Raw genomic sequence first — 16,896 nt, 5'->3', positions numbered from 1 at the left:
CGGACAGCAACTGCCCTCCGTCTCCAGCGTCAGCTACCAGGCCGGCCACACCATCGCCAACCTGGTGACCGTACCGGTGCACAACGGCGTCGTGGACCTGGAGAACAGCGCCGGCACGGTCGACCTCCTCGCCGACGTCTCGGGCTACTTCTCCACGACGGGCTCCGCGTTCACCCCTGTCGACCCCGTGCGGCTGCTGGACACCCGAAGCGGGCTCGGCGCGCGTGCCGGACAGGTCGGCCCCGGCGCGACGGTGAGCTTCGAGGTCGACGGGGTCGACGGCGTCCCCACCGACGGTCTGACGGCCGTGGCACTCAACGTCACGGCCACCGCCCCCAGCGCCAACAGCCACCTGACCGTCTATCCGCACGGCACACCGCTGCCGGGAGTGTCGAACCTCAACTACCCGGCAAGCACGACCATCGCCAACCAGGTGGTGGTGCCCGTGGTCGACGGCAGGATCTCCCTGACGAACTACACGGGTGACGTCCAGGTCATCGCTGACCTCGACGGCTACTACGGCACCTGATCCGCCGCGCGCCCGCCCGACAAGGGCGGCGCGTCACGGATGACGCCGGCGGCCCGCGCCCTCTGAGGCGCGGGCCGCTCCGGTGTCGGGAACCGGAGCGGAATCGGTCGGCGCTCCGACGGAACGCGGTCGGTCCCCGTCCCGCCCGAGGATCGGATCGCACACCGCCCCCGGCCCCGCCGGGCGCCGTACGCACGTGGGCCCCCGGCCGGGCGCGGGTGCGCGTCGCGGCCGGGGGCCCTTCGGTGCCGGGTGCGGCGACCCGGTTCAGCGAGCCGGGAGCGTCAACTCACCTTGACGTCAGAGGAGTTGACGAGCGCCAAGCGGTGGTTGTACTGGATCGTGTACACCGTGCCGGCGCCCTGGATGTAGGTCTCCGTGGGCCGGGTCGTGCCGTTGGCCGGGTAGAAGTCGTCCCGGTTGGCGGGCTTCGCCGTCGCCACGTACTGCTGGCCCGCGGCGAAGGTGTACTTGCTGAGCGGCGGCGCCACGTCGGCCGAGAGGCCCGCGGGGTACTCGGACGCGTCCGGGTACGCCTCACCGAAGAGCGGTGCGGCGGTGTCCCCGGCCGTCGTGAGGATCTTCACGTCCTGCGCCTCGACGGTGTTCTTGCCGTCGGGGTTGTCGAACCAGACCTTCTGGCCGCCGTACCAGATGGCCGTCCACTCGCCCTGCTGGTCGGCCACGACGAACTGCTGCCCGGCCGAGACGGTCGAACTCCAGTCGCTGATCTCGTCCTTGCCCGGCGAGCCGTCGGTGTGCACGTACGGGTCGCTCGCCAGCGGCGCGGTCGCGCTGGGCGCGGTGCGCACGTAGAGGAAGTTCGACGCGGCGGTCTGGTCGGTGCAGGTGGTCGTCGCCCCGGTCGGGTCGTCCACCGGGCACACGTTCACCGTCTGCTCGTTGGACGCGAACTCCGGTGCGATCGTCACGGCCGTGCCGACCGGGCCCACGCTGTGCTCGCCCTTGTCCGTCGGCGCGCCCAGCAGCGCCATGAACTGGTTCCAGTCCCAGTACGGTCCCGGGTCCCAGTGCATGCCCGAGACGAGCGAGTCGACCGGTCCCGGCACGTTGTCGTGGCCGATGATGTGCTCACGGTCCAGCTTGACGTGGTACTTCGCCGCGAGGTACTTCACCAGGTCGGCGGTGTTCTGGTACTGCACCTGCGTGTACCAACTGGCGCCGTGGGCCGCGAAACCCTCGTGCTCGATACCGACCGAGTGCATGTTGAACCAGTAGTTGCCCGCGTGGAACGCGATGTCCTTGGTGGCCACCGACTGCGTCACCGCGCCGTCGGACGAGCGCATCACGTAGTTCGCCGCGTCCCCGCTCGCCGGGTTCTGGAACCCGTCGATGGCGGTCTGGTACGACGTCTCGGTGTCGTGGATGACGATGTACTTGATCTTCATCCCGTCGGCGGCGCGGTCCGCGACCTGGTAGTTGGTCGTCGCCGCGGGTGCCAGCTGGCAGTCGAGCTGCTGCGGGCAGTCGGTGCCGGAGGTCGACGTCTTCTTCAGGTGCAGCGACGAGAGGTGGCTGGTGTCCGCCCGCAGCGAGGGCTGCGACGCCAGGTCCACCCGCTGGCCCCCGGTGGTGGTGCGCTGCGCACCGGACTTCATCGTCGCGAACACCCGGTTCGCGAAGTCCTCGGCGGCGGCCTGGTCGGTGGACCCGCTGTACCGGGCCACCGCGGCGTACCAGTCGGCCGGGTCCTGCGGGGCGTCACCCCGCAGCTTCTTCTCGTACGACGCCAGGAGCGCCGCCGCGGCACGGATGTTGTCCCGCCGGTCGGTCCGCACCTGCTGCGCGGGCACGTCGATCAGCTTGGCCGCCGCGGTCAGCGTGTGCAGCGACGGGTCGGACGCCAGCGACGCCAGATCGGAGCGGCCCGCCGCGCCGGCGCCACCGTCCGCGACCATCGACGGCGTCACGTCCGTCAGGCTCATCGGCCCGAATCCGCCGCTGGTGTTGTGCCCCTGGTGGACGTCCCACTGGGATTCCTCGTACGCGACGGCCATCAGCACCGACGCCGGTACGCCGGACTCCTTCGCGGCGTCCGCGAAGTCCTTCTGCTCGCCCGCGGAAGCCGGCCCCGCACTGCTCCCGCTCTGGCTGGCCAACGCCACCGGCGCGCCGACGCACCCCGCGACGACCAACGTCGCACCCACGACATACGTCGCAAGTTTCCGCTTCGATCTCCGCCTCTGACCCACGGTTGCTCATCCTCCGTCTGTATGTGATGCGCTCCTGATCATCACATATTTGATTGAGCATCAGTCGACGTGCCGCTCGTTTTCGGCGCGGAACCGATCACCCTGTGCAGGACCACGGTATGCCGTGCCGATCGGCAGTACGGCGGCAGGTCGCTGGCTGGTACATCGAGCCGGTGACATGCGGTCATGGAGTGCGCGAGTCGTGAACAAGCAGTGAACAAGCCGCGCCTATGCGGTGGTCGGCGCGATGCGCATTTCCTTTTTCCCCGACCGGGCCGATTCGAGGGCCGGTCGGCCTATCCGGCGGGTGAGACTGGCCTCATGGCTGATATCAAGCGCAGCGCGGGCCTGCTTCTCTTCCGCCGTACCGGCGCCGGGGTGGAGGTGCTGCTCGGGCACATGGGCGGACCCTTCTGGGCCCGCAAGGACGCCGGGGCGTGGACGGTGCCGAAGGGCGAGTACGAGGGCGACGAGGAGCCCTGGGACGCCGCGCGCCGCGAGTTCCGCGAGGAGTTGGGGCTGCCGGCCCCGCAAGGGGCGCCGCTGCCGCTGGGCGAGGTGGTGCAGTCCGGGGGCAAGCACGTGACGGTGTGGGCGGTGGAGGGCGACCTCGATCCGGCGGACGTGGTGCCGGGCACGTTCACCATGGAGTGGCCGCGCGGCTCGGGCCGCACCGCCGAGTTCCCGGAGTTGGACCGGGTGGCGTGGTTCGGGCTCGACGCGGCGCGCGAGGTCGTCGTCACGGCGCAGACGGCGTTCCTGGACCGCCTCGCGGGGCGGATCTGACGTCGTGGGCACCACGGATTCGCGCGGGCGGATTCTCGCGCGCGCACGCCTTTGCGGGGGGACGGATTTTCGGGGCGGCGACATTGCGGGGGGACGGATTTGCGGGGTGGCGACATTGCGGCGACATTGCGTGGCGATGGGATTACGCCGTGACGTGACGGATTTGCTCCGCGCGGCGGATTCGTTCAATCGGTGAGACCGGAGTTTCGTCAGGTGAGCCCCGATCTGCCGACGGCTCGTGACCGTGAGAGCGTCGAAGGAGAGGGGCGCGGCAGCACCGTGCCGTGCCCGGAACGGGACGCTCCCAGGAGGAGGACCTCGCGATGAGAGCACTGGAAACGATCGGATTCTCGCTGGTCGTGATCGCTTTCGCCATCGGCACTCTCGTGGTCCTCATGGGCGGACCGAATTACCACGGCGGCACCCGGCACCCGGACCGGCCCCACCACCGCAGGCGCCTGCTGCACCACTAGCGGGCCTGCCGTTCGCGGGCGCGCACCCGCGCCAGACACGGTGAGCGGGCGTACGGTCAGCGGGCGAAGGCCGACCCGAAGCCCGCGCCGTCGGTCGGTATCGGCGTACCGAAGTCGACGGCCGTGATCGTGATCGGGTGCCGCAGATCGAGGCCGGCCGCGGTGCCGCGCACCACCGCCACCTGCGGGGGGCGGACGTCCGGCGAGCCCATCGCGAGGTCGGCCCGCCCGTCGCCGTCGGTGTCGAGCATCGCGGTGGCCGCGGCGTCCTGGGCCGGCACGAGTTGCACCGCTGACGTGGTCAGCCCGTGCGGGCCGCCGCGCAGCACCAGCACCGCGCGGGACGAACCCCCGCCCGTGTTGGCGACGAACGCCAGGTCCGCGTAGCCGTCCCCGTTCACGTCCCCCGCCACCGGCAACTGGCCGAACTCGTCCGCGAGGGGCGGCCCGGGCAGTCCCGGGGTCGCGGCGGTCAAGGTGAGCGGTGCGCGCGCGGGGCCGTTCCTGCCGCCGTACCAGACGGTCAGCCGGCTGCCGCCCTTCGGCGGGCCCGGCTCCTCCTGCCCCGGGCCCACCTCGTCGGGCAGGCCGACCGCGATGTCGTCGCAGCCGTCGCGGTCGAAGTCGCCGACGGCGAAAGGCGTGTCGTAGCTGCTGCTGTAGACGTCCCTGCCCCGGGCGTCCTTCAGCCGCGGCCCCCGGGTGGCACCTGTGGCCGTGCCGTACCAGACGACCGTGGCGCGCGGGGTGTCGACCACGTCGGTGTACTGGGTGGTCCAGGAGGTGACCAGGTCGTCGCGCCCGTCCCCGTTGAAGTCGCCCACCGCCACCACGCTCTCGCCGCTGAAGCCGGAGCCGCCCGCGGACCCGCCGTCCACCGGCATCCGTACGGTCGCGGTACGGGCCGGCTTGCCGGAGCGGCTGAACGGCCCGTAGGAGAAGGTCTCGGTCAGGGGGTCGTCGCGGACGGTGGCGGCGACGTCGGGGTGGCCGTCGCCGTCGAAGTCACCGGTGAAGGGCCGGGTGCCGCGCAGCCGCGCGGGTCTGCCGCTCGCCCCGGAGCCGTCCCACACCAGGAACAGCGTGTCGTAGCCGGCCTGGGCGACGAGATCGGCCCTGCCGTCGCCGTCCAGGTCGGCCGAGGCCGTCGCCGCGGCGAAATAGCCGCCCTGACCCGCGGGGCCCGCGCCGATGCTGTTCTGCGTCATCATCCGCGCGCGCTTCGGGTCCGTGCCCTGGGGGCCGCCCGGCAGCACCGCGGCGTACCCGGCGGCCCGCACCCCGCCGACGCTCGCCGTGTCGTCGGTCACGACGAGGTCGCCCCTGCCGTCCCCGTCGAAGTCGTACGGCCCGCCCCTGCCGGGTCCGCGCGCCGCGGAGCCGGCGGACGGCGAGGCGGATGCGGATGCGGATGCGGACGGCCGCTGGTCGGACGGCAGTTGGTCGGACGTCGGGCGGGCGGACGTGGTCCGGCCCCCGCCGCCCCCACCGGACGGGTCCCCCGAGCAGCCCGCGAGGCCGAGGGCCGCCCAGCACACCGTGACCGCGACCCACGCGGCAAGTCGCTTGCGCATACGTACACCGACTCGGGACACCCGCCGAAGGTTGCCCGCACCGGGCCGCACGGGCACCGGAGCGCCCGTCCGGGCACCCGCTTCCCGGGGTCCCGGAGGAATACCGTGCCGCCGCAATCACCGGGCCCCGGGCGTTTCCAGGGCCTCCGGCGTTTCCAGGACCTCGGGGAGCGTTCCTCCCGCCATCGGAACATCCGGCACCGCCGATATCTGACACGGTCTCAGAAACATTGTGAGCGACGCCATATACCGCAGGCGCCGATCTTCCCGCCCGATCCGTGGCAAACGGTCCAGCCGAATGCCACACGCTTCACTCGTTTGCCTCGTCCTGCTCCCGCCCCGTCCTCGTTGATGGAGATGTGAACACGCCCCTTGTCCAACAGACTTCCGAGTACACGGACCCACGGCACGTCAGCTCCGCCCCCCTTCCGCGGGAATTCACTCCCGCGGCCACCACGGAGGTGGCGCGCGGCGCCGAATCCGGCTGCGAGCCGGCCGAAGGTCCGCATTCGTGCAGTTCCCTGCTCGGCGAATTCCTCGCCCTCATGGGACGTGTCGAAGTGGACTTCCGCGGCGTTTGCGCCTCGCACGACTCGGAGACCCGATGAGCGCTCACCGGCAGAACTCGCGACCCGGGTGGCCCCATAGTGTATGAATACGATACTTACCAGATGGTGGGCGCCGACGAGTTCGCTCCCCCGCTGGGCCGGCTGCCGGACTTCTACCCCGAGGCGGAGCCGGACGACACCCGGACACAGGGCGACTTCGATGCCGAGTTCGAGTACCTCTTCCAGCCGCAGGTCCCGGAGGAGGCGCCGTTCCCGGCCGAACCGCCCGCGGCGCCCCCGATCAAGCACCGCCGCAGGCGCCCCCGGCTGGTGCGGCCGCGATGGTCGGCCGTCGTCGGTGTCGTGATCACCGGGATCACGAGCGCGGTCACCAGCAGCGTCAGCGTGCTCGGCGCCATGGTCTCCTACGGTCCGCTGCGCCGACTGGCCTCGCCGACCGCGCACGAACTGGACTGGTCCTGGCCGCTGCTCGTCTACGGTCCCTGGCTGGTCGGCTGCCTCTTCGTCCTGCATGCCACCGCGCACCGGCGTCCCACCCGGACCGGGTGGACCGCGGTGTTCCTCTTCTCGGCGATCGCCGTGGCCCTGTGCGTCGCCCACGCGCCGAGAACCGTCACCGCGAGCGCCACCGCCGGCCTGCCCCCGTTCTCCGCACTGGCCAGCTTCGTCCTCCTCTCCCGGCAGATCACCCTTCTCCGCCCCGACCGGGTGGAGATCCCGCGCCAGCGCCGGCGCAAGCACTGAGCCCCGCGACGAGGGGCAGGTGACCTCGGCGCGACCACCGGCACCGGTGCCAGAACAAGTCGGCCGACGTGCGGCCCGCACAGTCCCAACGGGAGGTTCGGCGTGCTCCTCGAAGAAAACAGTCAGGTGATGATCGAAAACCCGCGCACAGAGGACTGGCTCGTCTGGGGCATGCACTCCACCGTCGCCCCCGACGCTCCGGACACCCTTCTCACCGTGATCGAACTCCCCGCGGTCAAGGAGATGATCGACATGCTCGTGCAGGGATACGTCACCGGGCAGGAACTCCACGAGGCGCTGGACGCCTTCGCGCAACGGCTCAGTCCGCCGGACCCGCGGTACGAGGACACCGAGACGGCGTTCACCGGCTACGACTGCCCGCTCGGCTGTCCGGTGTGCGCCGGCGCCCGGGCCGAGTTCGACGCGATCGCCGCCGAGTCGTTCCTGCACAAGGTGCGCCTGTCCGATCCGGACCTCTATCCGTACGCCGCGGGGAGAACCACGCTGCACCTGAGCAGTTGCCTCCGGGTGGCGCGGTATGTCGGCCGGGCGGAGCCGGTGGGGTCGCGGTGGTCCCTGGCCGGCCTGTCCGCGTTCGCCCACCACGGGGTGTGCAGCACCACGTGGGCGGCCGGGATGCAGGTCATGACCGCGGAAGAAGCCGCCGAATGGGTCAGGTGGCAGACCGACCCCCGCCACGGGAGCGGCTACAAGCTGTGCTGCCACTGCCTGTCCCCCGTCCCGGCGCCCGTGCCGGACGAGGAGAGCGGGTGCGACATCACTTACTGGCCCGCGGAGAACGCCGTCACCTGGGGATAGCCGTCGTGGAAACGGATCAGAGGCCGTGCCGGAGGGCGGTGAAGAGGCGGTCGAGGCGGGCGCGGTGGTCGGGGAGCACGGCGTCCGGCGGGTCCCCCGCGGTGAGGCGGCGCGCGGTACGGACCAGGACGGTGCCGTAACCGGCGACGAAGAAGGCGGCGAGCAGGTCGGGGTCGCCCTCGAAAGCCGGGTCGCGGGCGAGTTCGTCGGCAAGGGTCTGCTGGAGGTCGGCGGCGATCTCCCGGGCGCGGGCGATCAGCGCGGGCGAGCCCGCGACGGTGCGGAAGAAGGGGAGGGAGCGGTCGTTGACACCGGAGAGCGGGTGCCGGGTCTCGACGAGCCGCAGGACGGTGGCGCGCAGCGAGGTCGGTACGTCGACGCCCGGGGCGCGGTCGCGTACCGCCGAGCGCAGGAAGTCCACGGCGTCGTCGGCGCGGTCGAGGAAGAGGTCCTCCTTGCGCGGGAAGTGGTTGAAGACGGTCACGCTGGAGACCCCGGCCGCGCGCGCGACCTCGGCGACCGTGACCGTGTCGTACCCGCGCTCCAGGAAGAGCCGGGTCGCGGCCTCCGCGATCCTCGCGCGTGTCTGCGGCCCGCCGCGCTCTCCGGTCCTGGGCATCCGGCCTCACTCCCGCTCTGGCTTGTGTGACTAAACTTAGTCACTTAATATAGTGGTCGGGCCGCCGAACGGACCCACGTCATTGTCGTCCGGCACGTCGGGCGGACCTGGCCGGCGGCCCCTTGCGTACGGTGCCGGCGGCGGACCTCGTCGCACCATGCCGCGAGCGGCACCCACCAGCGGCGGCCACCAGCAGCGGTCGGCAGCGAGCAGTCGAGCCACGCCCGCGGACCAGCCGGGCCGCGTCGAGATCGGAGCGCATGATGAGAGCAGCCCGTTTCAGCCGGTTCGGGGGCCCGGACGTCCTCGAACTCGTGGACCTGCCCGCTCCGCGGCCCGGCCCCGGCCAGGTCCGGATCGCGGTGCGCGCGGCCGGCGTCAACCCGAGCGACTGGAAGAAGCGCGCGGGGCTCATGGACGAGGAACTCCCGCAGACCCTGGGCTACGAGGCGGCGGGCATCGTCGACGCGCTCGGCGAGGGCGTCACGGACGCGGCCGTCGGCGATCGCGTCTTCGGCTTCTGCGCCGAGGGGGCGGCGCAGGCCGAGTCGGCGGTGCTGTCGTACTACGCGCCGATCCCGCCGTCGCTCGACTTCGCCGGCGCCGCCGCGCTGCCGGCCGCCGTCGAGACGGCGACCCGCGCGCTCGACCAGCTCGGCGTGGGGAGCGGCGGCACGCTGCTGGTCAACGGCGCTTCCGGAAGCATCGGCAGCGCCGCGGTCCAGTTCGCCGTCGCGCGCGGCGCGCGGGTGATCGGCACCGCGAGTCCGGCGAACCACGCGTACCTGCGCTCGTTGGGGGCCGTGCCCGTCGCCTACGGTGACGGGCTCGTCGAGCGGGTCCGCGCGCTCGCACCCGACGGCGTCGACCTGGCGCTCGACATCGCCGGCAGCGGCGTGCTGCCCGAACTCATCGGCCTCGCGGGCGGCCCGGAACACGTCCTGACGGTCGCCGACTTCGCCGGTGCGCAGGAGCACGGGGTGCGGTTCAGCCGGGGGGACTCCGGCCGCGCGCTCCACGCGCTCGCGGAGATCGGCGAGTTGATCGAGGCCGGGCGCTTCTCGCTCCCCGTCGGCGGGACGTTCCCGCTCGCCGACATCGCGGAGGCGCACCGCGCCGGCGAGAACGGCCGCCTGCGCGGAAAGCTCGTCCTCTTGATCGGCTGACCCAACCCGAGCCGACAGCACGCAGGTCCGGCCAACCCGCCGCGGAGGCAGGGCCCGCGGGCCCAGCGCGCCACAGTAGGTGGCTGAGCGCGCAGTTCCCCGCGCCCCTGAGTAAGTGCGGCTCCCCCCGCGGAAGAACCGCACCCCCAAGCGACGCTGGGGGCACCTCCCAGGCACCCCTGAGCAAGTGCGGCTCCCTCCACGGAAGAACGGCACCCTCAAGGGGCGCTGGGGGCACCTCCCAGGCGAAGCTCTGGGGGAGGAACTGCGCGACCAGCCCACCACACGCGGGTGGTCCGGCCAACCCGCCGCGGGGGCAGGGCCTGCGGGCCCAGCGCGCCACGGTGGTCGGCTGAGCGCGCAGTTCCCCGCGCCCCTGAGTAAGTGCGGCTCCCTCCGCGGAAGAACAGCACCCTCAAGGGGCGCGGGGAACTGCGCGACCAGCCCATTACACGCGGGTGGTCCGGCAACTCACCGCGGGGGCAGGGCGTGCGGGCCCGGGGGGTCACGTCGGTGGGGGGACTTGCGGGGTGTGAGGAGGCCGCGGTTGAACCCCTCGGCCACGGCGGCCGCGCGATCGCTGACGCCGAGCTTGCCGTAGACGTTCAAGAGGTGGGTTTTGACGGTGGCCTCGCTGATCAGGAGGCGGGCCGCCACCTCGCGGTTGGTGGCACCGGCCGCGACCCACTTCAGGACCTCGCTCTCGCGCCGGCTGAGCAGTCCGGGGCCGGGTGAGCGGACCCGGTTCATCAGCCGGGCCGCGACGGCGGGGGAGAGGACCGCCTCACGGTTGGCGGCGGCCCGCACCGCGCGGAGCAGTTCGTCGCGGGGCGCGTCCTTGAGGAGGTAGCCGGTCGCGCCCGCCTCGATGGCCGGCAGGACGTAGCTGTCGGAGTCGTACGTGGTCAGCACCAGCACCCGCGCGGTGCTGCCGGTCCTGGCGAGTTCGGCGATCGCGGTCACGCCGTCCATCCCGGGCATGCGCAGGTCCATCAGGACCACGTCCGGCCGGAGGCTGCCGGCCATCCGGACCGCCTCGGCGCCGTCGGCCGCCTGGCCCACCACCTCGAAGGCCGGGTCGGCGGCGAACATGCCGCTCAGGCCGTCCCGGACGACGGGGTGGTCGTCGGCGATCAGCAGCGTGATCGGGGCCCCGCCGGCCGGGCTCACGCGCCGGCCTCCACCGTCTCCTGGGGCACGCACGCGGAGACCGTCGTACCCGATCCCGGCGCCGACTCGACCCGCAACGTCCCCGACAACCCCTCGATCCGCTCCCGCATCGCCTTCAAACCGAACCCACCGCCCGCTTCCGTATCCGACCCCGATCCCGGTTCCGCTTCCGTGCCCGATCCCGCTTCCGCTTCCGGCTCGGGTCCGACCGTCGCCGACGCGGCCGGCGCCGGCGCGGGCACGCGAGGGGCCGACGGGTCGAAGCCGCAGCCGTCGTCCCGCACCTCCAGCGTGACCTCGGACCCCAGATACCCGAGCGTCAGCGTCACCGTGCCGGCGCGGGCGTGCCGGGCCACGTTCGCCAGCGCCTCCTGCGCCGCCCGCAGCAGGGCCAGTTCGGTCTCCGACGCCAGCGGCCGGGCGGTCCCGACGGTGGTCACCTGCGCCGTGACCCCATGCAGCGCCGACCAGCGGTCGGCGACCCCGGCCAGCGCCTCCCCCAGCCCGGCGGTCTCCAACGGCCGCGGCCGCAACGCGTCCACCGAGCGGCGCGCCTCGGCCAGGCTCTCCCGGGCCAGCCGGGTCGCCGCGGCGAAGTGCGCCCGCCACCGCTCCGGGACGTCCCCCGCCGACTCCGCGGCCTGCAACTGGGTGACGATCCCGATCAGGCCCTGCGCCAGCGTGTCGTGGATCTCCCGGGCCATCCGCTGCCGCTCGTCCAGGACCCCCGCCTCGCGGGCCTGCACCACCAACTGCCGGTGCAGCCCGGCGTTCTCGGCCAGCGTCGCCTGGAGCCGGCGGTTGGCCTCCCGCGCCTGCTCCAGCGCCGCCACCCGCTCCACGTTCTTCCGATCGGCGTCCCACTCCCACCACGCCATCCCGCACATGCAGACGACGTTCACCGCCAGCACCACCACGGTGAGCGCCACCCCGAAGGCGTTGTGCTTGGGGATGCCCGCCACCTGCGCCATCCCCGACTCGAACGCGACCACGGAGACCCCCGCGAGCCGCCACGGCCAGACCAGCACCCCGAACGCGTAGAAGTACCCGGCCGGGGTGAACAGGCCGAACCACGGGTCGCGCAGCACCAGTACGCCGATCAGCACGACCAGCCCGGCGAAGAACACCGCCATCACCACCACGCGCTCCCGCCACGCCGGGTGCCAGGTGAACATCCACAGCATCCACAGCGCCGCCGAGGCACACAGCCCCAGGTCGATCAGCAGGGAGCCGCCCGCACCGCGCTTGACGACCAGCGTCACGACGACCAGCGCGGCCAGGATCACGTACGGCGCCACGGTCATCAGCGGTTCCAGCCGCTGGTCCTGGCGACCCGGCCGTACGGGCGGCGCCGCCCCGCTCATCGCGGCCCCTCCCGCTCCGGCCCCACCGCCCACGACCCCGTCATCCCGTCCCCCGTCCTCATTCCCAGCGGAACCATTTAACCGCTCCCCCGCCGAAGACCACCGTGTACGCGACCAGCGTGATCAGCTGCACCGGGTGCGGCCAGTGCCCTTCCGTCGCGTCCGTCAGCGCCTGCACCGCGGCGCCCAGCGGGGCGGCCTGGCTGATGTGCCGCAGCAGCGACGGCATGGCCGCGATCGGCAGGAAGAGCCCGGCGAAGAACATCATCACGTAGAACAGCGTCACCCCCACCGCGTTCGCGACCTGGCTGTTCGGCGAGGCCGCCGCGACGAACAGGCCGAGCGCGACCAGCGCGAGCGCGGTCAGCACGATGCCGATCGCGTACCCGGCGGCCTGCCGCGGCAGAGGCACCCCGAACGCCAGCCGGGCCACCAGCAGCAGCGCGACCACCGCCACGGCCGCGGTCGCCAGGTTGACCAGGAGCTGCGCCGCCAGCACCCGGGCCGGCCCCACCGGCGTCGTCCGCAACCGCCGCAGCACCCCCTTCTCCCGGTAGCCGACCAGCACCTGCGGCACCACGTTGAACGACAACGTGGCCAGTACGAAGGCCGCGAGGATCGGCACGTACACGTCGAGGAGGGTGTACCCGCCCAGGTTCGCGCGATGCCGCCGGTAGAACGGGACGTTCCCGAACACGACCAGCAGCACCAGCGGCAGGCCGACCGCGAAGACCGGGCCCGCCTTGTCCCGCAGGAACAACCTCAGCTCGGCCAGCGCGAGCCGGCCCAGCGCCGAACCGTCCGCGACGGCGCCCGGCACCGCCGGCGCGCTCGACGTATCCACCGGCATCACTGAACTCCTCTTCCTGCTCGTGCGGTTGCGCGACGGTGCGGAGAAACGAAGGTGGGGCGAACGGTCAGTCGTGGACGGCGCCGGGCGAATCCGCCTCGCCCGTCCCGGTGGTGAGGTGGTTGCCGGTCAGCGCGACGAACGCGTCCTCCAGGCTCGGCTGGTCCACCCGCAGGTGCTCCGCCACGATGCCGTGGCGGGCCAGCACCGAGGTGACCGCGTTCAACGCGTTGGCGGTGCCGGTGACCAGCACCAGATCGCCCCGCCGGGTCAGTCCGGTCACGTCCGGCAGCTCGGTCAGCAGGCCGTCCTCGAACGGCACCGACGGCCGGAACCGGATGCGCTGGCCGTCCGGGACCCGCTCGGTCAGGGCGCTCGGGCTGTCCACCGCGACCACCCGGCCCCGGTCGATCACCGCCACCCGGTCGCACAACCGCTCGGCCTCCTCCATGAAGTGGGTGACCAGCAGGATCGTCACCCCGCGGGCGCGGACACCCTGGATCAGCTCCCAGGTGTCCCGGCGGGCCTGCGGGTCCAGCCCCGTGGTCAGCTCGTCCAGGACGGCCACCTCCGGGCTTCCGATCAGCGCCAGCGCGATCGACAACCGCTGCTTCTGGCCGCCGGACAGATCCGCGTACCGCGTCCGCTCCTTGGCCGTCAGCCCCAGCGCCGCCATCAACGCCCGCGGATCGGCCGGCCGGCGGTAGAACGAGCGGTACAGCCGCAGTGCCTCGCCCACCGTCATCCGGTCCTGGAGCTGCCCGTCCTGGAGCTGCACCCCCAGCCGCTGCGTCAACTCCGCGCGGTCGCGCAGGGGATCGAGCCCCAGCACCCTGATCTCCCCGCCGTCCGGCGTCCGCAGCCCCTCGACGCACTCCACCGTCGTCGTCTTGCCGGCGCCGTTCGGACCGAGAATCCCGAAGATCTCGCCCTGCTCCACGCGGAACGAGACATCGTCCACCGCCACGGTGCCGCCGTACCTCTTGTGCAGGTTCCGCACCTCGACCACCGCGGGCATACGTGGTGTCCCCTCTGCTCCCGAACCCGTCCCGGACCGTTCACCACCCTGACAGCGGACGGCTTCCGCGCCCATCGACCGACCGACCACACTCCGCGGACACCGGCTGATCGGCCACCGGGCCGGTCCCCCTCCACCGATCGGTTGATCCGGCCTCATCCCCCGTGCGCCGCACGCCTCTTGAGCCCCGCCCGTGCCGCCGCCATGCTGGGGGCGCTCCACGCCCGCGGCCCACTCCCAGCCGCTCGCTCACCGAAAGGACCACGATGACCTCGTCCCCGTCCTCGTCCTCCTCGCCGTCCTCGCCTCCCTCGTCCTCCTCCCCCTTCGACCGCCGCACCCTGCTGCGCGGAACGCTGGCCGCAGGCGCCGGCGTCGTCCTCGGACCGATCCTGCTGTCCCGCTCGGCGTACGCGTACACCTGGTCGCGCACCCTCCAGCAGGGATCGACCGGCGCCGACGTGACCGAACTGCAGGTCCGGGTGGCCGGCTGGGCCACCGGCAGCGCCGGCCACACCCGGGTCGCCATCGACGGGGACTTCGGCCCGGGCACCGCCACCGCGGTCCGGCTCTTCCAGTCCGCCTACGGCCTGTCGTCCGACGGCGTCGTCGGCCCCGCCACCCAGGCGCAGCTCAACGCCCTTCAGCAGTCCGACGGTTCCACCGCGCACTTCGACTTCAGCGAGTTCACCGACCGGGTGAGCGGCACCTTCGACGGCGGCAAGGTCAGCGCCGCCGCCGCGAAGGAGAACGTCCGCCGCGCGATGTACAAGCTCGAAGCGCTCCGCAAGAAGCTCGGCAACGTCCCGATCACCGTCAACTCCGGCTTCCGCAGCATCTCCCACAACGCCGCGGTCGGCGGGGCGAGCGACAGCATGCACCTGTACGGCACGGCCGCCGACCTCGACGTCCCGGGCGTGGCCAACAAGACCGTCTACCAGAAGGCGGAGACCTGCGGATTCTCCGGCCTGGAGACCTACACCGAGGACCACCAGCACGTGGACAGCCGGGCCGACCTCGGCCGGGCCTGGTGGTGGGAGAACGGCACCGTCTGACCCGCCCCGCCCGCCGGGAAGGGGCTACGGACTCCCGGGCCGGGCCACGTCCCGGGAGTCCGTACCCCCACCCCCACGTATCCCAGCGGCCCCAGGGCGTAGCAACGACGGCGGCGGAAGTCGAGGACGTTCGCGAAGTCGTTCCATCCCGGATCGAGGGTTCACCAGGGGTCAACTCGGCGTTCACCGTCGACCGACAGGTTCGGCAGCATGACTTCGAGACCCTTCTCCCGCAAGCGCACCCGGGTTGCCGTCGCGATCGTCGCCACCGCCGCCGTGGTGGGCGCGGGCACCGCCGCGGCCCAGGCCCACGGCTGGCTGTCGGCTCCGTCGCACGACTTCTCCGCGGCCGCCGACTCGTACTCCGGCCACGGCAAGGTGACCGGCAACGTGCTGCGCAACGACGCCCGCGCGACCGCGGTCGTCCGGCACACCGACCCGTCCGACGGCACCGCGACGGTCAACCCGGACGGCTCGTTCACGTACACCCCCAAGGCCGGCTTCAAGGGCACGGACACCTTCACCTACACGGCGACCGACGCGGTGCAGCTGTTCAAGGACACCCAGGCGAACGGCGACGCCCTGCCGCCGCTGGCGAAGGTCGCCGGCCCGAACGGCACCACCACCGAGATCTCCGGTGAGGGCTACGGCTCCTCGCTCGCCCCGGTGCCCGGCAGGTCCGGCTACTTCTACGGCCTCACCGACCGCGGCCCCAACGCCGACGCCCCCGACGGCAACAAGTCCGAGATGGTGCCGGACTTCACGCCGCAGATCGGCGAGTTCAAGCTCGTGGGCGGCAAGGCCGAACTGGTCAAGAAGGTCACCCTGAAGGGCCCGAAGAGCCTGGGCGGCGTCAACTACAGCGGCCGCCCGCCGCACGACACCAGCGAGGTGATCGACGACGTCAACGCGACCAACGCCAACGGCGGTACGCCGGTCCCCGTCGCCAAGGACCCGTACGGCTACGACTCCGAGGGACTGGTCGCGCTGCCGGACGGCACGTTCTGGGTCTCGGACGAGTACGGCCCGTACATCACGCACTTCGACGCCAACGGCTACGAGTTGGGCCGGCTGACCCCGTACAAGGACAGCCAGGACAACGCCTATCACAAGATCGTCGGCTACCTGCCGGCCGAGTTCGCGGACCGCCTGAAGAACAAGGGCATGGAGGGCCTGACGGTCACCCCGGACGGCTCGACCCTGGTGGGCGTCATGCAGTCCGCGCTCCAGCAGCCGGACCTCGGCAGCACCAAGGCCGGCAACGTCTCGACCACCCGCGTCATCACGATCAACCTGCGCACGTACCAGACCAAGCAGTACCTCTACCTGCTGGACGACCCGGACGACACCGGTGACGCCAACAGCGAGATCACCGCGCTGTCGGACACGAAGTTCCTGGTCGACGAGCGGGACGGCAACTTCGAGCCGTTCGCGCAGAAGAACCTCTACGAGATCGACATCAACGGCGCCACCGACGTCAGCGGCCTGACGATCGGCGGGAAGTCGCCGGAGGCGTTCGTCGGGAAGAAGGGCACCAACGACGCGCTGGCCGCGCTCACCGGCGCCGGTGTGCACGTCGCGCAGAAGCAGCCGTACCTCAACGTCGGCACGCTGGTGAGCCAACTCGACCCCAGCGGTGCGTTCTTCTCGCACGACAAGGTCGAGGGCGTCGCCACCACGGACGCCGGCAGGACGCTCTACCTGTCCAACGACGACGACTTCGGCATCGACACCATCGCCGTGGACCCCGACGGCAAGTGGACGGTCCACCAGAAGGTGATGCCGCCCACCGGCCAGACCGACAACGGGGAGATCCTGAAGGTCGACACCACCAAGCTCCCGGCGGTGCTCAAGACCGTCACGGTGACGATCCACGTCCGCTGACCCGCCCCACCTCCGTCCCCCGGGCCCGCCCACAGAAGTGGGCGGCCCCGCCGGCGCCCCACG

Annotated in this window: 14 protein-coding genes and 1 pseudogene; 8 read left to right on the top strand and 7 right to left on the bottom strand. The window is 72.1% G+C overall.

The window, feature by feature from the left end; translation table 11 throughout:
* Positions 1-529 (top strand): annotated as a pseudogene (locus ACIPAE_RS02790) (hypothetical protein); the annotation flags it as partial.
* A 284-nt stretch (positions 530-813) separates the two neighbouring features.
* Here ACIPAE_RS02790 and ACIPAE_RS02785 read toward each other — a convergent pair.
* A complete protein-coding gene (locus tag ACIPAE_RS02785; protein ID WP_329366524.1) occupies positions 814-2,697 on the bottom strand; it encodes an N-acetylmuramoyl-L-alanine amidase in 1,884 nt (627 codons plus the stop codon).
* Positions 2,698-3,063: 366 nt separating this feature from the next.
* Here ACIPAE_RS02785 and ACIPAE_RS02780 point away from each other — a divergent pair, with 366 nt between their 5' ends.
* The gene (locus ACIPAE_RS02780) at positions 3,064-3,528 is read left to right on the top strand and encodes an NUDIX domain-containing protein (protein WP_366409723.1); all 465 of its coding nucleotides are present in this window, start codon (positions 3,064-3,066) and stop codon (positions 3,526-3,528) included.
* A gap of 323 nt (positions 3,529-3,851) precedes the next feature.
* A complete protein-coding gene (locus ACIPAE_RS02775; protein ID WP_402442437.1) occupies positions 3,852-4,001 on the top strand; it encodes a hypothetical protein in 150 nt (49 codons plus the stop codon).
* Between the two features lie 56 nt (positions 4,002-4,057).
* Here the strand turns inward: ACIPAE_RS02775 and ACIPAE_RS02770 are convergent, their stop codons facing one another.
* A complete protein-coding gene (locus ACIPAE_RS02770; RefSeq protein WP_402442435.1) occupies positions 4,058-5,575 on the bottom strand; it encodes an FG-GAP repeat domain-containing protein in 1,518 nt (505 codons plus the stop codon).
* 671 nt (positions 5,576-6,246) lie between these two features.
* Between ACIPAE_RS02770 and ACIPAE_RS02765 the strand changes: the two genes are divergently transcribed.
* Both ACIPAE_RS02765 and ACIPAE_RS02760 read left to right on the top strand, forming a co-directional pair.
* Positions 6,247-6,888, top strand: coding sequence for a DUF2637 domain-containing protein (locus ACIPAE_RS02765; protein ID WP_366409721.1), 642 nt, complete (start codon positions 6,247-6,249; stop codon positions 6,886-6,888).
* Positions 6,889-7,017: 129 nt separating this feature from the next.
* Positions 7,018-7,707: a hypothetical protein gene (locus tag ACIPAE_RS02760; protein ID WP_329366534.1), complete on the top strand. Its 690-nt coding sequence runs from the start codon at positions 7,018-7,020 to the stop codon at positions 7,705-7,707.
* A 16-nt stretch (positions 7,708-7,723) separates the two neighbouring features.
* On the opposite strand, the gene ACIPAE_RS02755 is transcribed toward ACIPAE_RS02760, so the two are convergent.
* Positions 7,724-8,326 (bottom strand): TetR/AcrR family transcriptional regulator, encoded by a 603-nt coding sequence (locus ACIPAE_RS02755; RefSeq protein WP_366409720.1) that lies wholly within the window; start codon positions 8,324-8,326, stop codon positions 7,724-7,726.
* Between the two features lie 263 nt (positions 8,327-8,589).
* Between ACIPAE_RS02755 and ACIPAE_RS02750 the strand changes: the two genes are divergently transcribed.
* Positions 8,590-9,492 carry an NADP-dependent oxidoreductase gene (locus tag ACIPAE_RS02750; protein WP_402442432.1) on the top strand — a complete coding sequence of 301 codons (903 nt, stop codon included), beginning with the start codon at positions 8,590-8,592 and terminating at the stop codon, positions 9,490-9,492.
* A 471-nt stretch (positions 9,493-9,963) separates the two neighbouring features.
* On the opposite strand, the gene ACIPAE_RS02745 is transcribed toward ACIPAE_RS02750, so the two are convergent.
* The 4 genes from ACIPAE_RS02745 to ACIPAE_RS02730 form a co-directional block, all read right to left on the bottom strand.
* A complete protein-coding gene (locus tag ACIPAE_RS02745; RefSeq protein WP_402442430.1) occupies positions 9,964-10,662 on the bottom strand; it encodes a response regulator in 699 nt (232 codons plus the stop codon).
* On the bottom strand, positions 10,659-12,026 hold the full coding sequence (locus ACIPAE_RS02740) for a sensor histidine kinase (RefSeq protein ID WP_402442428.1): 1,368 nt from the start codon (positions 12,024-12,026) through the stop codon (positions 10,659-10,661). The genes ACIPAE_RS02745 and ACIPAE_RS02740 overlap by 4 nt, the downstream gene beginning before the upstream one ends.
* Before the next feature lie 58 nt (positions 12,027-12,084).
* Positions 12,085-12,876 (bottom strand): ABC transporter permease, encoded by a 792-nt coding sequence (locus tag ACIPAE_RS02735; RefSeq protein WP_402442427.1) that lies wholly within the window; start codon positions 12,874-12,876, stop codon positions 12,085-12,087.
* A gap of 67 nt (positions 12,877-12,943) precedes the next feature.
* A complete protein-coding gene (locus ACIPAE_RS02730) occupies positions 12,944-13,894 on the bottom strand; it encodes an ABC transporter ATP-binding protein (protein WP_402442425.1) in 951 nt (316 codons plus the stop codon).
* 266 nt (positions 13,895-14,160) lie between these two features.
* Here ACIPAE_RS02730 and ACIPAE_RS02725 point away from each other — a divergent pair, with 266 nt between their 5' ends.
* Together ACIPAE_RS02725 and ACIPAE_RS02720 are read left to right on the top strand one after the other, a co-directional pair.
* On the top strand, positions 14,161-14,949 hold the full coding sequence (locus ACIPAE_RS02725) for a D-Ala-D-Ala carboxypeptidase family metallohydrolase (RefSeq protein ID WP_402442423.1): 789 nt from the start codon (positions 14,161-14,163) through the stop codon (positions 14,947-14,949).
* A 210-nt stretch (positions 14,950-15,159) separates the two neighbouring features.
* Positions 15,160-16,833, top strand: coding sequence for an esterase-like activity of phytase family protein (locus tag ACIPAE_RS02720; RefSeq protein WP_402442421.1), 1,674 nt, complete (start codon positions 15,160-15,162; stop codon positions 16,831-16,833).
* Positions 16,834-16,896 lie beyond the last annotated feature (63 nt).

Source organism: Streptomyces sp. NPDC087270, assembly GCF_044744625.1.
Lineage (GTDB): Bacteria > Actinomycetota > Actinomycetes > Streptomycetales > Streptomycetaceae > Actinacidiphila.
Note: the sequence above shows the minus strand (reverse complement) of the source record. Positions and strands in the feature narration are given on the sequence as shown.